The 19,220-nt window shown below is 50.5% G+C and carries 12 protein-coding genes, 4 pseudogenes and 1 riboswitch; of the genes and pseudogenes, 8 read left to right on the top strand and 8 right to left on the bottom strand.

All coding sequences use genetic code 11. The features are described from left to right. Nucleotides 1-52 precede the first annotated feature (52 nt). A complete protein-coding gene (locus DWZ60_RS00110; RefSeq protein ID WP_117801968.1) occupies nt 53-604 on the bottom strand; it encodes a DJ-1 family glyoxalase III in 552 nt (183 codons plus the stop codon). Nucleotides 605-839: 235 nt separating this feature from the next. Between DWZ60_RS00110 and DWZ60_RS00115 the strand changes: the two are divergent. Beyond that, nucleotides 840-1,294: pseudogene (locus DWZ60_RS00115) on the top strand (CYTH domain-containing protein). Nucleotides 1,295-1,474: 180 nt separating this feature from the next. Here the strand turns inward: DWZ60_RS00115 and proC are convergent. The 3 genes from proC to DWZ60_RS00130 form a co-directional block, all read right to left on the bottom strand. After that, on the bottom strand, nt 1,475-2,272 hold the full coding sequence (proC, locus tag DWZ60_RS00120) for a pyrroline-5-carboxylate reductase (protein WP_117760472.1): 798 nt from the start codon (nt 2,270-2,272) through the stop codon (nt 1,475-1,477). A gap of 211 nt (nt 2,273-2,483) precedes the next feature. After that, nucleotides 2,484-3,491, bottom strand: coding sequence for an ABC transporter substrate-binding protein (locus DWZ60_RS00125; protein WP_117760473.1), 1,008 nt, complete (start codon nt 3,489-3,491; stop codon nt 2,484-2,486). A 176-nt stretch (nt 3,492-3,667) separates the two neighbouring features. After that, the gene (locus DWZ60_RS00130; protein ID WP_117801967.1) at nt 3,668-3,799 is read right to left on the bottom strand and encodes a diguanylate cyclase domain-containing protein; all 132 of its coding nucleotides are present in this window, start codon (nt 3,797-3,799) and stop codon (nt 3,668-3,670) included. Nucleotides 3,800-3,946: 147 nt separating this feature from the next. Here DWZ60_RS00130 and DWZ60_RS00135 point away from each other — a divergent pair, with 147 nt between their 5' ends. The 6 genes and pseudogenes from DWZ60_RS00135 (at nt 3,947) to thiC (ending at nt 10,193) form a co-directional block, all read left to right on the top strand. After that, on the top strand, nt 3,947-4,903 hold the full coding sequence (locus DWZ60_RS00135; protein ID WP_117801966.1) for a ketopantoate reductase family protein: 957 nt from the start codon (nt 3,947-3,949) through the stop codon (nt 4,901-4,903). Nucleotides 4,904-4,924: 21 nt separating this feature from the next. Then, nucleotides 4,925-5,900, top strand: a pseudogene (locus DWZ60_RS00140) (Gfo/Idh/MocA family protein). 377 nt (nt 5,901-6,277) lie between these two features. Then, a riboswitch (TPP riboswitch) is annotated at nt 6,278-6,389 on the top strand. 126 nt (nt 6,390-6,515) lie between these two features. Next, nucleotides 6,516-7,336 (top strand): annotated as a pseudogene (thiM, locus tag DWZ60_RS20520) (hydroxyethylthiazole kinase). Next, the gene (gene thiE / locus DWZ60_RS00150) at nt 7,323-7,967 is read left to right on the top strand and encodes a thiamine phosphate synthase (RefSeq protein WP_055226936.1); all 645 of its coding nucleotides are present in this window, start codon (nt 7,323-7,325) and stop codon (nt 7,965-7,967) included. Before thiM ends, thiE begins: the two are co-directional and overlap by 14 nt. Before the next feature lie 115 nt (nt 7,968-8,082). Next, nucleotides 8,083-8,862 carry a bifunctional hydroxymethylpyrimidine kinase/phosphomethylpyrimidine kinase gene (gene thiD / locus DWZ60_RS00155; RefSeq protein ID WP_055219891.1) on the top strand — a complete coding sequence of 260 codons (780 nt, stop codon included), beginning with the start codon at nt 8,083-8,085 and terminating at the stop codon, nt 8,860-8,862. A 25-nt stretch (nt 8,863-8,887) separates the two neighbouring features. Next, nucleotides 8,888-10,193, top strand: a pseudogene (gene thiC / locus DWZ60_RS00160) (phosphomethylpyrimidine synthase ThiC). Between the two features lie 86 nt (nt 10,194-10,279). On the opposite strand, the gene glpK reads toward thiC, so the two are convergent. The 4 genes from glpK to DWZ60_RS00180 form a co-directional block, all read right to left on the bottom strand. After that, nucleotides 10,280-11,770: a glycerol kinase GlpK gene (glpK, locus tag DWZ60_RS00165; protein ID WP_055219824.1), complete on the bottom strand. Its 1,491-nt coding sequence runs from the start codon at nt 11,768-11,770 to the stop codon at nt 10,280-10,282. 137 nt (nt 11,771-11,907) lie between these two features. Further along, nucleotides 11,908-14,295, bottom strand: a complete 2,388-nt coding sequence (locus tag DWZ60_RS00170; protein WP_118660211.1) for a glycoside hydrolase family 31 protein — start codon at nt 14,293-14,295, stop codon at nt 11,908-11,910. 100 nt (nt 14,296-14,395) lie between these two features. After that, a complete protein-coding gene (locus DWZ60_RS00175; protein ID WP_117509631.1) occupies nt 14,396-16,066 on the bottom strand; it encodes a glycoside hydrolase family 13 protein in 1,671 nt (556 codons plus the stop codon). Between the two features lie 154 nt (nt 16,067-16,220). Then, nucleotides 16,221-17,237: a LacI family DNA-binding transcriptional regulator gene (locus DWZ60_RS00180; protein ID WP_117814334.1), complete on the bottom strand. Its 1,017-nt coding sequence runs from the start codon at nt 17,235-17,237 to the stop codon at nt 16,221-16,223. 241 nt (nt 17,238-17,478) lie between these two features. On the opposite strand from DWZ60_RS00180, the gene DWZ60_RS00185 reads away from it, so the two are divergent. Beyond that, complete coding sequence (locus DWZ60_RS00185) at nt 17,479-19,119, top strand: InlB B-repeat-containing protein (protein WP_117801961.1); 1,641 nt, start codon at nt 17,479-17,481, stop codon at nt 19,117-19,119. The last annotated feature ends 101 nt before the right edge of the window (nt 19,120-19,220 follow it).

Below are 19,220 nucleotides of genomic sequence, written 5' to 3' on the forward strand. Positions count from 1 at the left end.
TTTCAAAAACGCCAGTGATTTTTTTATATTTCTGTGGTTTTTAGGCTTTTTTTTAGCAATGAAATACGATTTTTTCCGCCATTTCTTTTGCTTTGTCCTCTCCCTGCAGAACACGGATCAGCTCCAGTGCGAAGTCAGTGGCTGCTCCCATGCCGCGGCCGGTGGTCACATTTTTGTTGGTGACTGCCGGTACATCGAGTACGTTTGCGCCTGCCAGCTTTTCTTCAAATCCCGGGAAGCAGACAGCGTTTTTATCTTTTAAGATGCCCATCACACCAAGGATGCTCGGCGCTGCGCAGATGGCTGCCAGTTTCTTTCCCTGATCGTCATAGGAACGAATCAGCGCTGCGAGCGTCTCGTTTCCGGCCAGATTTAATGTACCCGGCATTCCGCCCGGAAGTACCAGCATGTCTCCGTCATCAAACTCTCCCTCTTCGATGGTTTCATCTGCAAGAATGGTGATTTTGTGGGATCCTGTTACTTCTTTTCTTCCCATAATAGAAACGGTGCATACGTCTTCTCCGGCTCTGCGCAGCAGATCCACCGGGGTCAGTGCCTCAATCTCTTCACATCCGTCTGCCAGAAATACATAAATCTTTGCCATGGTTTTGTCCTCCTGTGTTGTATGATCAGTCTCGTGTGTTTTGTCACGTGATATTCTCTGCTTTTCTTTGTAACAAACCGCCGCTATTATACCACATTTTTCCGCAGAATGCTTGCATTTCATAAAAATTTCAGGACTTTTTTCGCAAAAAGCCGGATTTCGCTTAACATCACGGGAAAAGCATGGTAAACTCTTGAAAAAAGCAGTGATGCAATCACGAGAAGGAGTCTCTTTTATGGAAATCGAACGCAAATACCTTCTGGATCAGCTTCCGGAAAATCTTACAAGCTATCCATGTAAAAAAATCGAGCAGGGCTATCTTTCCACCGAACCGGTTGTCCGCATCCGCCGCTCTGACGACGAATATTATCTGACCTACAAGTCAAAAGGCTGATGGTGCGTGAAGAGTATAATCTTCCGCTCACAAAGGAATCCTACCTTCATCTGCGGGAAAAGGCAGACGGCGTTCTCATCTCAAAAACACGCTATCTGCTGCCGCTTACCGGAACGGATCTGACGATCGAGCTCGATGTCTTTGATGCGCCGTATGAAGGCCTTTACCTCGCAGAGGTGGAGTTTCCGGACGAAGCATCCGCAAACGCCTTTGTTCCTCCGGTATGGTTTGGAAAGGATGTAACCTATTCTTCCGATTATCACAACAGTACGCTCAGTAAAGGAAAAAAACTATAAATTACCAGAAAAAATCCCGGTGCCTTTTCCACGGCTGCCGGGATTTTTCCGCTCGTTTGTTTTTTTACTCTTTTTTGTGCTTGCTTTTTGCTTGTTTTGGTTTGTTTTTTTGTGCATACATTCTTTATTTTGCTGCTTTCACATTAGCGTCATTCTGTCAAAGCGGCGGTGCTGCTCCTTCTAATCCACTCCCTTTGATTTCCGGATGCAGGCTCGTGTTGCATCAATAACAGCACTTCTCAGTTTCTCCCGCTCCAGTACGGCAACCGCTTCGATGGTGGTTCCGCCTGGCGAGCAGACCATGTCTTTTAATTCTCCCGGGTGCATTCCTGTCTCGAGAAGCATTTTGGCGCTTCCAAGGACAGACTGTGCAGCAAATTCATATGCCTGTTTTCTCGGCATTCCTTCGGCTACGGCCGCATCTGCAAGAGCCTCCAGGAAAAGAAATACGTACGCCGGCGAGCTTCCGCTGACACCTGTGACGGTATCCATCAGATACTCCGGAACAACTTCTGCGCGGCCAAAGCTTTTCAGGAGGGTTAAAACGAGCTGCAGCTCTTCCTCCGTCACGAGATCATTGGCACAGACGCCGGTCATTCCTTCTCCGACGAGTGCTGGTGTGTTTGGCATGGTGCGAATTAACTTTGTTGGTTTTCCGATTTCTGTACCCAGCCATTGTAAAGACTTACCGGGAAGAATCGATACGATAATCTTCTCGGGTGAGATGAAGTTTTTGACGAGGTTTATTATATTTTTTATTTGGTTTGGCTTTACTGCCAGGAATACAAGATCGGATCCGGCTACGACCGCTTCGTTCTCCGTAGTCGCCTGGACTCCAAACTGGTTGGTCAAGCGTTCCACACTTTTCTCCGTGCGGACCGATACCAGAATGTCATCTGCAGATACAACTCCTTTTTGAATCATTCCGCCAATCATGGCACTCGCCATGTTGCCGCCGCCGATAAAACCTACTTTCATGTCTGTTCGCCTCCGTATGCCTGTGTTGTAAAAAATATATGCGACATCCATAGTATGCAACAAAATTTACTTTTTTGCAATACTTTTTCTCTATTTTTCTTCTTTTCTTTTGCAATTTTCTTTATTTTTTTCGAATGAAATGTCGCTGTTTGTCGACGAATGTCGAAAAGTGTCTTTTTCTGTCTTTTTTCGCTTTTCTATTCCGCCGGAATCAGCCTTTGGCGGCGGCCTCTTCGGCGTATTTTGTTGTCACGAGTGTCTTGTACGGTGCCTTTTTCTCCAGCTCTCCCGCCTGCTCCAGAATCTCCTGCAGAAGATCAAAACTTTCTTCCTCAAAGATCAGATTTTCTTTCCACGTATCCTGCTCATAGTAGCGGCGCACGATCGCGGTGATGGTTTCCAGCTCGGTTTCTGCAAACTGCGGCGCAATCACTTCTGCAATCTCCTCCGGTGTGTGCGTCTGCACGAAGTCCATTCCCTTCTGCAGTGCCTTCGTGAATTTTTCTACGGTTGCGCCGTGCGTTTTCAGATAACTCTGTTTGACGCTGTACGACGTATACGGCACATACCCGGATTCCGTTCCGACCGATGCCACGACATAGCCGTCGCCCTTCTGCTCGAGCAGTGTCGCGGACGGTTCAAATTCAATCGTATAATCCCCCTGCCCGCCGGAGAACGCGGCAGCTGTGGAACCAAAATCGATGCTCTGGTTAATGTTTACGTCTTTTTTATCAATCCCTTTCTGCGCCAGAACATACTCAAAGACCATTTCCGGCATACCGCCTTTTCTTCCCCCTAATACCTCTTTGTTTTTCAATTTCTCCCAGGTAAACGAATTGTCTTTCTCTCTTCCCACAACAAAGTTTCCCGCCCGCTGCGTCAGCTGCGCGAAGTTCACAACCGGGTCTGCGGTTCCCTCGAGGTACGCGTAGACGGTTGCCTCCGCCCCCATAAACCCGATATCCGCCTCGCCGGAAATCATCGCCGTCAGCACTTTATCTGCACCAAATCCTGTTATCAGCGTCAGATCAATGCCCTCGTCCGCAAAATACCCCTCCTCAATTGCCACGTACTGCGGGGCGTAAAAAATGGAGTGGGCAACCTCATTTAATGTCACCTGCTCCACTTTTTCTTTTGTCTCATCTTTTGCCCCGCATCCCGCCAGCGTCACTGCCGCCATTGCCAGTACAAGCGCACCTGTCAGCCATTTTCCTTTCATCAACAGATTCTCCTGTTTTTTCATTCTAACCTTAGAATATGATTTCCCGGTAAAAATGCGCGCAAAAAACAAAGGAGAAATGTTCGAATTTCGTTTCTCCTTCGTTTCTTATTTCTTCTCTTGTTTTTCTTTTGCCTTCTGTTCTTCTTTCGTCCGGATTTTGTCTTCGTACATTTTCAGATCTGCCTCGTGCAGCAGGTCGGAGGCGGAACGACCTTCCGCAGGAGCTTTGCAAAGTTCAGGATCATGATGTCGCCCATCTCGTGGCCCAGCGTATCGTTGACCTTTTTCAGATCGTCTGTCACCATCCAGTTATTCTGCTCCGCGGTCCAATAGCTTCCGTCAACACATTTAGGCTTCCTTTTCCGAAATTTTCTATTTTGAAAAACAAATTGAGGATCTCCGCAAAATTTGTTATAGTAAGGGTAATTCAAATAGTTACAAAGGAGGCTATTATGATAATAAAATCAGTTGCTGTTCTGGGCGCCGGAGCGGTTGGGTCTTATGTAATCTGGGGGCTTTCGGAGAAAAAGGACATCCGGCTTGGCGTTATCGCGTCCGGGGAACGGGCGAAGCGTCTGAAAAACAAAGGATGCAAAATTAACGATACGGTTTATCACCCGGAGGTATGGACACCGGAAGAGGCACACGGCGTGGATTTTCTGATCGTCTCGCTCAAATACGGCGCACTGCCGGGGGCTCTTGACAATATTACTGCCGTTACCGGCGAGAATACTGTGATCATGAGTCTGATGAACGGCGTGGACAGTGAGGAGATCATCGCGGAAAAAGTCGGTGCGGAGCATCTGCTTCATGCTGTTATCAAAGTAGCTTCTCATAAAGAGAATGACGGCTACGTTTTCAACCCTGAGGCGACGCTCGGCATCATTTTCGGCGAAGTTTCGGCGCCGTACGACAGTGAGCGTGTGCAGGCTGTTCTGGATCTGTTCTCCGGCACAGGGCTGCATTACCGGGCAACCGATTGTATTTTAGAGGAACTATGGAGCAAATTCCGGCTGAATGTCTGCAATAACCTGCCGCAGGCTATTCTCGGTGCCGGGGTCGGCTGCTACCGCGACAGTGTACATATGAAGGCGATCAGCGACGGACTCCGCGCAGAACTGATGGCGATTGCGGAGGCAAAGGGAATTAATATCAGCAAGGCGGATGTCTCCTCGGGACGCGGAAGTGCGGTTCCGCCGACGGCGCGCTACTCGACGCTCCAGGATCTCGATGCGGGACGCCATACGGAAATTGATATGTTCTCGGGTGCGCTGATCCGCATGGGAAAAGAGCTTGGAATTCCAACGCCTTACAATGAATTTACGTACCATATGATCAAAGCACTGGAAGAGAAAAACGACGGACGGTTTGACTACAGCGGAAGCGAAGAACCGCTCTGGGCGAAATAGATACGATAGGAGAATCTCACGATGAAAGAAATCAAATGGGCTGTACTCGGATGCGGTGTGATTGCAAATGAAATGGCGGTCGCACTGCAGAAAAACGGAAAGAATATTTACGCAGTCGGCAACCGGACCCATGAGAAGGCGGCTGCTTTTGCGGAGAAATATGGAATTGGAAAAGTTTACGATGATTTCCATGAGATGTTTACCGATCCGGAGGTCGATGTCATTTATATCACGACGCCGCACAACACGCATCTTGGCTTTATGAAAGAGGCGATTGCCAATGGAAAACACATTCTCGTTGAGAAATCGATTACGCTGAACAGCGACGAGCTCGACGAGGCCATAGCGCTTGCAAAAGAAAAAGGTGTCATCATCGGAGAGGCAATGACGATTTACCATATGCCGATCTACAAAGAGCTGAAAAAACTTCTCGACTCCGGCAGTCTCGGCAGAGTCAATCTGATCACGATGAACTTCGGCAGTTTCAAAGAGTACAACATGAAGAACCGCTTCTTCAACCGGAATCTCGCAGGCGGCGCGATGCTTGATATCGGCGTATACGCACTCTCCTTCATCCGCTGGTTCTTCGACTCTAAGCCGGATCAGCTCCTTTCCCAGGTAAAGCCCGCTCCGACCGGTGTGGACGAGCAGGCCGGCCTCCTTCTCACCAATCAGGAAGGCAGATGGCAAGTGTGATGCTCTCTCTCCACTCCAAACAGCCGAAACGCGGCATGGTTTCCTGTGAGAACGGATTTATCGAGATCATGGAGTACCCGCGTGCCTGGGAAGCAAAAATCACAGACGCTTCCACCGGCGAATCCGAAATCATCAAAGCCGGTGACAACGCCGATGCACTCGCCTATGAGCTCGCCGACATGGAACGCGCCATCAATGGAGATGCATCTGCCATGCACCTCGACTACACGAGGACGTCATGGATCTGATGACCTCCTTCCGCAGAACCTGGGGCTATACGTACCCGGAGGAAGAAAAATAAGATTCGCACATCAAAAGCCCCTGCCCGGCACACATCAGATGCCGGGCAGGGGCACTTCTTTTCACCTGCAATACTCTGCAATTTTCTTTTTCAGTAATTCCGCATCAATCGGCTTTGCGATATGTACGTCCACGAGGATCAGGTCGAAGGTGTATTCCGGGCTGTCCTGGTAGAGTTCAAGCTTCTTTGTTCTTCCATCGTTTCACCCGTCTTCCACGCATATTTTATACTTCATTTTACGCTGATATTATTTTCTCTGTCAACCCAAATAACATTACATTTCCAATATTTTGCATGTCTTTTTTATTTTTCTGAAATTTTTTTAAATCTTCCGTTTTTCTCTTGCACAATTGTTTTTATGCGTATATAATTGTCTGCAGAAAGCAAAGGGGAGCTCGCGTGCGAAGCGGGCTGAGAGTAGGATGCATCTCCTAGACCCTGAACCTGATTTGGGTAATGCCAACGTAGGGAGATACGATATGCACATTTTCTGCAGATATACCTCCACGTATATCTGCTTTTTTAATCTCTATGAACACATCATCAACAGGTTCTTCCAGTACCACAAGGGAATTTGCTTCTGCAAAAATACTCACACAGGAGGAACAAAAAATTATGTTAGGCACTTGTCTTGACAATGTCAGAAAAACAACCCCTCTCGTACACAACATCACAAATTACGTTACAGTAAACGATGTCGCCAATATTCTGCTGGCATGCGGCGCAAGCCCGATCATGTCCGATGAACCGGAGGATGTCGAGGATATCACCTCCATCTGCGGCGGTCTGAACATCAACATCGGAACGCTGCACAGAACGAGCATCGACGGCATGTACCGTGCCGGTGCAAAAGCAGCTTCGCTCGGTCACAAAATCCTGCTCGATCCAGTCGGCGCAGGCGCAAGCCACTTACGTACTTCGACCGCAGTCGGCTGATGGAAAAAATCCCGTTCACCGTCATCCGCGGAAATATTTCCGAAATCAAAACACTGGCACTCGGAAGTGGAACGACAAAGGGTGTTGATGCAGACGTTGCCGATAAAGTAACAGACGAAAACCTCGACAGCGCCGTTGCTTTTGCAAAAAACTTTGCGAAAGACCACAACTGTGTTGTCGCCATCACAGGAGCGATCGACCTCGTTGCCGATGCTGACACCTGCTACGTGATCCGCAACGGACGCGCCGAGATGGGAAGCATCACCGGAACAGGCTGCCAGCTCTCCGGCATGATGACCGCTTACCTCGTTGCCAACCCGGACGAGCCGTTAAAAGCCGCTGCTGCCGCTGTCTGCGCGATGGGACTTGCCGGCGAGATCGGCTGGAGCCATATGAAACCGGAAGACGGCAACTCCACCTACCGGAACCGCATCATCGACGCCATCTACCACATGGACGGCGAGACGCTGGAGAAAGGTGCAAAGTATGAAGTGCGATAAAAAAGGCCTGCTTTTATATGCTGTGACAGACCGCAGCTGGCTGAACGGCGAGACACTGTACAGCCAGGTGGAAAAGGCTCTGCAGGGCGGCGCAACGTTTATCCAGCTCCGCGAAAAAAATCTTGACCAGGATCACTTTATGGAAGAGGCACTGGAACTGAAAAAACTCTGTGCCGCATACCATGTTCCTTTCGTCATCAACGATAACGTGGAAATCGCAGCTAAGATGGATGCGGACGGCGTTCATGTCGGCCAGAGCGATATGGAGGCCGGCGATGTCCGTGCTAAGCTTGGCCCGGACAAGATCATCGGCGTTTCGGCGCAGACCGTGGAACAGGCCATTCTCGCCGAGCAGCGCGGGGCAGATTACCTCGGCGTCGGCGCGGTCTTCCACACCGGTTCCAAGGCGGATGCGGAGGATGTCAGCCACGAAACGCTGACTGCTATCTGCAATGCCGTTAAAATCCCTGTCATCGCCATCGGCGGCATCACACGCGATAACGTGACGGAGCTTTCCGGCAGCGGCATCTGCGGCATCGCCGTCATCAGTGCCATTTTTGCACAGAAAGACATTGTTTCCGCAACGAAGGATCTGAAAGAACAGACTCTGCGCATGCTGGAAAACAAATAATTTTACGTAACCATTCATCCTCACACCAGGCGGCAGACTGGGGGCACCACTTTCTTTGTCGCCTGTCCAAAAAGAAAAGTAATGCAAAGGAGTAATTCTCATGGACGCGAAAAACATGAAAACAGCATTAACAATCGCGGGAAGTGATTCCAGCGGAGGCGCCGGCATTCAGGCAGACATCAAAACCATGATCACAAACGGAGTTTACGCCATGTCGGCAATTACCGCACTCACCGCCCAGAACACCACCGGAGTTTCCGGTATTTTCGATGTAACACCGGAGTTTCTGGCCGCACAGCTTGACGCCGTCTTTACGGACATCTTCCCGGACGCCGTCAAAATCGGTATGGTATCCTCCCCGGCACTGATCGAAGTCATCTCCGAACGGCTTCGCTTCTACCAGGCCAAACACATCGTTGTGGACCCGGTCCTCGTCGCTACAAGCGGTTCCGCGCTCGCTTCGGGCGGCGTGCCTGACCTGATGAAAAAACTGCTCTTTCCTCTGGCCGAAGTCATCACACCGAATATTCCAGAGGGAGAAGTTCTCTCCGGCATCAAAATCCAGTCGGAAAGCGATATGGAACGCGCCGCAAAAGAGATCGGGGATTCCTGCGGCTGTGCCGTTCTATTAAAGGGCGGCCACAGTATCAATGATGCCAACGATCTTTTATATCACAACGGCACATTTACCTGGTTCACCGGAAAACGCATCGACAATCCGAACACACACGGCACCGGCTGTACACTCTCCAGCGCCATCGCATCGGGGCTCGCAAAGGGGCTTTCCCTTCCGGATGCCATTTCCGCCGCAAAAGAGTATATTTCGGGCGCACTCGCGAGCATGATGGATCTCGGCCACGGCTCGGGACCGCTGAACCACGCTTACCGGATCTGATTTTGAAAATAAAGGAGAACAACAGATGGAACGCAATTACGCAACACAGATGGACGCCGCACGCCGCGGCATTGTAACACCGGAGCTGAAAAAAGTCGCAGAAAAAGAGTATATGGCCGTGGAAGACTGATGCCGCTCGTTGCCAGCGGAAAGGTTGCCATTCCGGCCAATAAACTGCACACCTGCATCGATCCGGAGGGCATCGGCTCGATGCTGCGCACGAAAATCAATGTAAATCTCGGTGTTTCGAAAGACTGTAAAGATTACGATGTGGAGATGCAGAAGGTACTCTCCGCGGTCAATATGGGCGCAGAAGCATCATGGACCTGTCGAGCCACGGCAATACGCAGCCGTTCCGGCGGAAACTGACCTCCGAATGTCCGGCCATGATCGGCACCGTGCCGGTATATGACAGTGTGATCCATTACCAGAGAGACCTGGATACGCTGACCGCCAAAGATTTTATTGACGTCATCCGCCTCCATGCCGAGGACGGTGTCGATTTCGTCACCCTGCACTGCGGCATCACCAGAAAAACCATCGATCAGATCCGCAAACACAAACGGAAAATGAATATTGTTTCCCGCGGCGGCTCCCTCGTGTTCGCCTGGATGTGCATGACCGGCGAGGAGAATCCGTTCTACGAGTATTACGATGAGATTCTCGATATCTGCCGTGAATACGATGTGACCATTTCTCTCGGCGACGCCTGCCGTCCTGGCTGCCTTGCCGACGCAACGGATGTCTGCCAGATTGAGGAGCTGGTGCGCCTCGGCGAACTCACCAAACGTGCCTGGGAAAAAGACGTTCAGGTTATGGTTGAGGGACCGGGCCACGTTCCGATGGATCAGATTGCGGCCAACATGAAAGTACAGCAGACCATCTGCATGGGCGCTCCGTTCTATGTCCTCGGCCCTCTTGTGACCGATATTGCACCGGGCTACGACCACATCACCGCTGCCATCGGAGGCGCGATTGCGGCCATGAACGGCGCTGCTTTCCTGTGCTACGTAACGCCGGCAGAGCATCTGGCTCTTCCGAACCTGGATGATGTAAAACAGGGCATCATCGCAAGCAAAATCGCCGCACACGCTGCCGACATCGCCAAAGGTGTTCCGCATGCGCGTGATATTGACGACAAGATGGGCGATGCCCGCCGCGTGCTCGACTGGGAAGCACAGTGGGACTGCGCACTGGACCCGGAGACTGCAAAAGCCATCCGTGCTGACCGCTCGCCGGAACAGGAAGATACCTGCTCGATGTGCGGTAAATTCTGTGCCGTGCGAAGCATGAACAAAGCTTTAAACGGCGAACATATCGACATTCTTTAACGTCAGTAGACAAGAAGTCACAGTACGCGAAAAGGAACGGTTTTCATTACGAAGCCGTTCCTTTTCTGCATTTCCAAAATCTTTTTCTATTTCGCCCATCCTTCGGCGTAACGGACTGCTTTGTGCCATCCGTTCATCTTCTCATCGCGCTCCTCTTTCGAGAGCTCCGGCTCAAACGTACGGTCAATGGCTCCGTTCTGTTTTACTGTCTCCTGATCCGGCCAGTAGCCGACGGCGAGTCCCGCAAGATAAGCTGCTCCCATCGCGGTCGTCTCGATGCAGCATGGCCGCTCCACCGGCGCCTGGCTGATGTCCGCCTGGCACTGCATCAGGAAATTGTTGGCGCTTGCTCCGCCGTCCACACGCAGTGCAGAGAGCTTCATGCCGGAATCTGCCTCCATCGCTTTTAAGACATCATCCACCTGATACGTGATCGACTCCAGTGTTGCGCGGATCACATGGTATTTGTTGACGCCGCGGGTCAGGCCGAGAATGGTTCCTCTCGCATACTGATCCCAGTACGGTGCGCCAAGGCCGGTAAACGCCGGCACGACGTAGCAGCCGTTCGTGTCGTTCACCTTCTGCGCCATGTACTCGGAATCCGCCGAGGACTCGATCAGCTTCATCTCATCGCGCAGCCACTGGATTGCGGCTCCGCCGACGAAAATGGATCCCTCGAGCGCATACGTAATCTTGTCCCCGATGCCCCATGCAATCGTGGTAACAAGACCGTGTGTCGAAGAAACCGGCTTTTCTCCCGTGTTCATCAGCAGGAAGCAGCCTGTTCCGTATGTATTTTTCGCTTCGCCCGGCGCATAGCAGGTCTGGCCGAACAGCGCCGCCTGCTGGTCTCCCGCTGCTCCCGCAATCGGAATCGGGCCGCCGAAATATGTGGATGCCGTCTCCCCGTAGACACAGCTCGACGGGCGGACTTCCGGCAGCATACAGAGCGGAATGTTCAGCTCTTTTAAGATATCCTCATCCCATTTCAGGGTATGGATATTGAACAGCATTGTACGGGACGCGTTGGTGTAATCGGTGACATGTACCTTTCCCTTTGTCATCTTCCAGATCAGCCACGTCTCCACCGTTCCGAAATAGAGATCGCCTCGCTCCGCCCGCTCGCGCACGCCCGGAACTTCATCTAGAATCCATTTCAGCTTCGTGGCTGAAAAATACGCATCGATCACAAGACCTGTTTTCTCCCGGAAACGGTCAACCAGTCCGCGCTCCATCAGGGAATCGCAGTATTCCGATGTTCTGCGGCACTGCCATACAATTGCATTGTAGACCGGCTCTCCCGTCTTTTTGTCCCAGACGATCGTCGTCTCTCTCTGGTTTGTGATGCCGATTGCCGCGATATCCTCGTAGGACGCACCCGCTTTCTGCATTGCCTCCACGGCTACACCGAGCATCGTGGACCAGATTTCATTGGCATCGTGCTCCACCCAGCCCGGTTTCGGGAAACGCTGGGTAAACTCCTTCTGCGCAAGGCTTACGATCTGTCCTTTCTGATCAAACAGAATACAGCGGTTGCTCGTTGTGCCGGCATCAAGTGCCATGATGTATTTTCCCACGTTTAAAAATCCTCCTGTCTCACATTTCAAGAAGAGAGCCTGACAGAATCCACTGCCACGCTCTCTTCCTTTTCTTTGTATGTATCGTATCACAGAATTCTTTTTCTGTAAATCAAATCGTGTTTTTCTGCAGCAATTTATGCCGTAATGATCTCCAGCAGCGCACCGCGCAGATCATTTGAAAGTTCCATGCTCTGCAGCTCTGCAGCCAGAATTGCTACCTTTCCGTCTGCTTTGTGAAGAAGATTTGCGATCTGCTCTTTGGTGATGTAGCTGATTTCGGCGTGCAGCAGCAGATCCATCGCACGTGTCATGACATCGTTCTTTGCAATCTCCGTATCTTCCGGCAGACAGATTGTCACGGTATCCTGCGGTTTTACATCTGCCACTGCGATAGCAAGAAGTCCGTCTTTCTCTCTGACTTCTGCATCCGCTTCCACGCCGTTTACAAAGACCTTTGCCTCTTTTGCACTACTTCCACCGAATTCTACGCAATATGTTCTGCTTTCCGGAACAAGGCTCTGATTGCCCTCAACCGGTGCAATTGTAAATTTTCGTGCACCCCATTCGAGCGTCATCGGCGTTTTTGCACAGTCATTCTTCTCATACGCCATGGAAGTATTATCATCCTCGTACAGGATAAATGTATTATCTGCACCCGCATAAACGCGTACCGTCAGCTCATCCGGGTTGGATTCTACATCCAGCGCACTGATCTTCTCTGTCATCGGGATAATCGCACCTGCTTTAGCAAGAACCGGGATCTCCTCGAGCGTACGGTACAGATCCATACTTCTGCCACCCTCGTAAATCATTCCGTTGAAGAAATCAAACCACGTACCTTCCGGCAGCCACACCTTTGTTTTTGCACGCTTCAGCTCCGGAATGCATTTCGTTGTCACCGGTGTTACCATCAGCTCGCTTCCGAAGAAGTACTGATTCGGTGCCTGATTTTTGCCCCAGAAAACCGTCTCCGGGTAATCATAATACATCGGAACAACGATCGGTGTGTCCTCTTTCCATGCACGGTAGTTCATCGTATACAGATACGGCACCAGTTTATGACGCAGACGGAGGAAATCATCCATCGTGCTGCGCACTTCCATACTGAAGTTCCAAGGCTCTTTTCCACTGAAGGCACTGTTAGAGCTGTGCAGACGATTGATCGGAGAAAAGACTCCGTACTGATACCATCTTGCTTCAAGCTCATCGTCACGGTAGCCAAGCATATGGCCGCCGATATCATGACTCCACCATCCATAGCCGATGTTGGAGGCTGTGCTGGTAAAGTATGGCTGGAAATCCAGTGATTCCCAGGTGATGTGAGTGTCTCCGGAAAATCCGACCGGATAGCGGTGGGAGCCGGGTCCTGCGTAGCGGGAGAAGGTCATCGGACGTTTTCCGTCTCTTCCACTATCAAGGAAATGATAGTGATTCAGCATCCACAGCGGATCAAGACCCTCGATCTTGGTACTTTGTCCCTGCTGCCAGTCAATCCACCAGAAATCGACACCCTCTTTTTCCATCGGATGATGGACTTTGTCGAAATATACATCAACAAATTTCGGATCCGCAATGTCAAAATTGACCGGCTCTTCTTTTTTTGCATCCACTCCCATAGCTTCTGCTACTTCCGGATAGCAGTCCTCATACGCACGAATTCCGTCTGCAGGATGGACGTTCAGTGTTGTCTTCATGCCACGTGCATGGAGTTTTCCAAGAAAACGCTCCGGATCCGGGAAGAGTTTTTTGTTCCAGCTGTATCCGGTCCAGCCGCTGCCGTATTTCGGATCCACATCGTCTACACGGTGCCAGTCCATATCGATAACAGCAACCGAGAATGGAACGTTCTCTTTGTCGAAGTCTTCCATCAGTTTCATATAAGATGCTTCACTGTAACGCCAGTAACGGCTCCACCAGTTTCCAAGTGCAAATCTCGGAAGCATCGGAGTTTTGCCGCAAAGGTGGTAGAAATCCTTTAATGCCAGGCGGAAATTCCAGCCATAGCCGAAGAAGTACAGATCCTGCACCCCTTTCTTTCTCGGGGTCACCCAACCGTCCTCTGTCATCAGAAGCGACTTCGAATCATCCAGAACAGCGGAACCAAACCAGGACATGATACCAGGTTCCAGTTCGCATGCTCCGTTGACCTGATCAAGCGTACGGGCCGTTCCTCCAAGATCCTGTGTCGGATCTCCGTAATGCCATGCCGGTACAGAACTGATGCCGACTGCCGTTGTTTTGCAGGAAAGTCCGTTTGCAGAGAATGCCTTTTTGTTGTAATTCAGCTGCAGATACTTTGTACGCAGCTCCAGCTCATCGCCTGTGTCTTTGACGGAAAATTCCACTGCTGGAAAATCACGGTTTACAACCGTCTGGGATGCCGCATCGATAAATTCACCGTCCTCACTGTATTCCAGCCGAAGAAGATGCTCCGTCAGCACCGTGATACGATATTTATCGCCCTTTACTACATTCTTCGGATCTGCAAGCGGATGTGTCTCCATTTTCAGATATGATTTCATGTTTTATTTTCCCCTTTCTTACTCTTACCGGTTTTTGCCGTATTTTGAGAACGGGAACCTGTGGCAAAAATCCGTTCTGCCACAGGTTCCTCTGCATTTTTTATTTGGTTTCCAGAACAACTGCCTCATACGCACGCAGTTTTCGTGTCCCTGCTGCCGCGCCGTCCTGCGGATAGTTGCTGATCAGTACCTCTGCTCCTGCAAAGGTTTCCGGAACCGTGTACTCCTGCTCCTCTTTTGTAAAATTGCACATCACGAGGAGTTTCTGATCGCCTAAGGTTCTGGTATATACATACAGTGCCTCGTCTTCCGGATCGAGCAGCTCGTACGTTCCGTAAACCATGATATCCTTCTCTTTCCGGAGATGAATCAGTTTCTTGTAATAATTGTATACAGAATCCGGATCCGCCATCTCATTTTTTGCATTGACGGTCTCGTAATCCGGTCCGACTTTGATCCACGGGGTTCCTGTGGTAAATCCTGCAGAAGCGGTATCATCCCACTGCATCGGAGTTCTTGCATTGTCTCTTCCGCGCAGGTTCAGGTAGCGCATCATATCGTCCGGCGCTACTTTTCCGGCTCCGGTCAGCTCGTGAAACGCGTTGATGCTCTCAATATCGCGGAATTCGGACAGATCGTGGAACGGAACGTTCTTCATGCCGAGCTCATCGCCCTGGTATACGTACGGGGTACCCTGCATCATATGAAGGCAGGTTGCAAGCATTTTGGCACTGACTACGCGATATTCCGGTGAATCATCGCCGAAACGGGACAGGCAGCGCGGCTGGTCGTGGTTTCCAAGGAAGAGGCTGTTCCATGCCTTGCCCTCAAGCTCCGTCTGCCATGCTGTCATGACGCGTTTGAAATCTTTGAGCGGTACGCGTTTGTCCGTCCATTTGCCGTATTTTCCGCTTGCCAGCTCAACCAGCTCGAACTGGAATACCATGCTGAGCTCTTTGCCGTCTGCGGATGCATATTTTTCTGCCTCCTCGATCGTGACACCGGCACACTCACCGACCGTCATCAGATCATATTTGGAAAGGACTTCCTTGTTCATCTCCTGCAGATACTCATGAACATGCGGTCCGTTTACGCAGCCGGAATCACCGTAGAGTCCGCCCTCCGGAATTTTTCCGTCCGGCAGCCCTTCCGGTTTGGAGATCATGCTGATGACATCCATCCGGAAACCGTCAATGCCTTTTTCACACCACCAGTTCATCATATCGAAAACTTCTTTTCGAACCGTTGGATTCTCCCAGTTCAGATCCGGCTGTTTTGTTGAGAACAGATGCAGGTAATACATCTCGGTCTGCGGATCGTATTTCCATGCAGAACCGGAGAAGCAGCTTCCCCAGTTGTTTGGCTCTTTTCCTTCTTTTGCATCACGCCAGATGTAATAATCGCGGTACGGGTTGTCTTTCGATTTGCGGCTCTCCACGAACCATTTGTGTTCATCTGAAGTATGATTGACAACAAGGTCCATGACCAGCTTGATGCCTCTTTTATGCATCTCCGAAAGCATGCGGTCAAAATCCTCCATTGTTCCGAATTCCTGCATGATTGCCTGGTAATCGCTGATATCATATCCATTGTCATCGTTTGGTGACTGGTACACCGGAGACAGCCAGATAACATCCACGCCAAGATCCTTCAGATAATCCAGACGGGATGTGATACCATTTAAATCGCCGATACCGTCTCCGTTGCTGTCCATGAAGCTGCGCGGATAAATCTGATACACTACGGCTTCTTTCCACCATTTTTTGTCCATTTTTTTACCTCCTTTATTTCATCCCCAGAACGTGTCTGGTTCTTTGATTCTGTCGTTTGCAAGCACAGTTTACCATACTTCACGGTGATTTTTCAATAGTTTTGCGCAAAACCAGCAGTTTCTACAAGAGTTTTTCTGTAATTTTGGTAACTATTTACTTCGTCAGATCTCTTACCGACTCCCGTTCCACCAGCGTTGTCGGCAATGGCGGAATATCTTTTTGTACCGGCTCATCCTGGATCAGGTGCATCAGGACCTCTACGGCACGGCGTGCTTTTCCATCCACCATCTGATGCACGGTAGTCAGCTTCGGCCGCGCAAGTGTCGCATAAGTAACATCATCAAAGCCCGCAATTGAAATTTCCTCCGGAACCTTTATTCCCCTGTTCTGCAGAAAGTTGGATGCTTCAAGTGCATAGTAATCCGATGAAAAAAAGAGCGCTGTCTGTTTTTTGAAGAACGGAAGCATCTCCTCATATGCCTTCTCCCTCTGCTCTGGATTCCACGGGATCACAATATGGCGGCTTTCAAAGTCCTCAATTCCCGCCTCCTCCATCGCCTGACGCACACCGAGCCACCGATAGTGGTCAACACCGAGATCGCAGTCGGATAAAAAGAGAAATTTTTTATGTCCCTTTCCAATCAGGTACTGACTCATCTGGTACGCACCGCCGCGGTCATCCATCGTAATGGAGCGGACTCCAAGTTCCGGCGGGAGATACTGATCAATGGTTACCAGCGGTTTTCCGAGACGTTCCGAGAGCTCTGCAATCTCCTTTTCCTTCAGAGCCATCGCAATCATGCCGTCAAAATTCCAGCCGAGCGCCTGCTGCATAAGATCATCCTGCTCATGGCGCGCAACCAGCATCATATAGTAGCCGTGTTCCCGGATCTGATACTCCAGATTTCCGAGCATTGCCGACACAAAGGGATCCTCAAAGGAAGATGCATTTCCTTTCTTCATGAAACCAAGCGCCACACCAATGAGACCGGAGCTGTTGTTCGCCAGCATGCGCGCGCTGATACTCGGCACGTACTCCATCTCCTTTAAAATCCGGTTGATTTTCTCGACCGTCGCCTTTGAGACGCGCCCTGTCTTTCCGTGTATTACATTCGAAACCGTCGTCGGGCTGACCCCTGCGCGGTCTGCAATATCTTTGATTCTAATCATCGGTTCTCTGCCTTTCCTTTTTCTTCACAATTTTCTGAATTCTGTTATGTTTATTTTACCAAGACGGCAAAATGTTTACAACTACTTTGCATCGGCAAACACTACAAAATTATTACATTTTCTTAAACGATATGTAAGAAAATCTCCATCCCTCCTTCATTTACTTTCCGCCGGTTCCGTGGTAAGATAGGATGACAGAAAAAGTTCACCTTTTTTCTGTAAGAAAGGACCTACACATCATATGCGGCTTGCATTTACAAATTTTTCGATAAAATCTCCCACTGGCAAGAAATCCGGTCGTTTTTTTCTTGCCCTTTTTCTGGGTATTTTTCTCTTCCTCGCTCATCCCATACTCTGTCAGGCTGGTTTTGCCTCCAGTACGCCGTTTACCGGTGCCTCCTGGGAACTGGTCGGGGAATATCCGATTCTCGGCAGCAACGGCGCGGTGCAGTCCGTCTGTGCGACGGAAGATTATATCATCTGCATCGAAAATTTTAATGATCTGACGACAGAGCCGGACGTAGTCTCTGCCTACTATAAAAATGATACAGACGCAGACGGAAATCCCGTTACGCAGTATTCCCTCGCGCATCAGGTAAGGGACGCAGACTTTGCTCACGCAAACGGTATGGCATACAATCCCGTCACACATGAAATCCTCGTGAGCGGCTACAGCAGCCCGGATGCTTCCAATTACGGATGTATCTTCCGCCTCGACCCGGATACTCTCGAGCAGAAAGAGCGGATCCAGCTCTCGACAAGCTACAATATTCTCGGTATTGATTATCTTCCCTCCACCGGCGGCTATCTGATCCAGACCGATGCGGACGGCGGCTACGGCTTTAAACTCCTCGATGCCTCACTTCAGGTGGTGGATGACTGGGGCACGTATCCCTTCGATTTTTACATGGAAAACTTTCAGGATCTCTGTGTTTCCGGCGATCTCTTTTTTCTTTTTCCGCTGACGATGCATCTCGGAATCGGAAACTTTATCCAGACATACTCGCTCTCGCAGAAAACACTGCTTGCGGACGACACGGTTGATTTTGGCTTTTCCGACGATATCACCATCAATGAACCAGAGGGTCTCTGCGAGACAAATCCTGGGGAATTTATTGCGATTGTAAACGTAACAAAGGCAGATGGTGGACGGTACGTGCAGTTCTACCGCACCCGGGTGCCGTATCTGTTCACGGTTTCCACTTCCGCGGCGGAGCATGGCTCGGTGTCCGAGGGCGGGGAAGTTTCCCGCGGAGAGGAAAAAACCGTTTCCTACACGGCAGACGAAGGCTTCCGGCTCGCGAAGCTCTCGGTGGACGGCTTGTATCTGCCGGTGACGGAATATCCGGACAGCTACACATTTTCCGATATCCAGAAGGATCATACCCTTGCCGTAACGTTTGAACCGGTTCCGACGGCGACACCGACGCCGACTGCCACTGCGACGCCGACCGAAACACCGGCCATAACCCAGACACCGGAACCGGCCGTTTCCAAAGCACCGGCATCATCCACGGTTTCCTTCTCATCTGTGGCTTCCCATTTCGCAGCGTTCTGGAAAGGCACTGTGCATGCCGCTTCCTGGTTCCGCCATCTTGCCTCGGCCGGTGCATCCCTTTTTGCCCGTATCCGGAAGGCAGATCCTGTTTTTCTGGCGATGCCGTTTGTCCTTCTCGTTCTGATTCTGCTCTTTGTCCTCCGCCTGCGGTATGTCCGCCGCATCCGGCGGGAGCGGTCGCGGAAAGCGCTGGAACACAGAAGAAGAACGTACGAAGAACTGGTCAGAGAATTTACGGAAGATCCGAAGGACGAAGAGGTTTCCATCGATGAGCTGCTGCTTACAATTGACGAACTGCAGAAGGAAGAACAGAAAAACACTTAAATGAAACGTATTCACCAGATCAGGAATTGATCTTCTCGGCACAAAAAAAGTATCCCGTTCCTTTTGGGGAAGCGGGATACTTTTTTATTTACACGGGCAAC

This window comes from Blautia sp. AF34-10 (genome assembly GCF_003477865.1).
Taxonomy (GTDB): domain Bacteria; phylum Bacillota; class Clostridia; order Lachnospirales; family Lachnospiraceae; genus Fusicatenibacter; species Fusicatenibacter saccharivorans.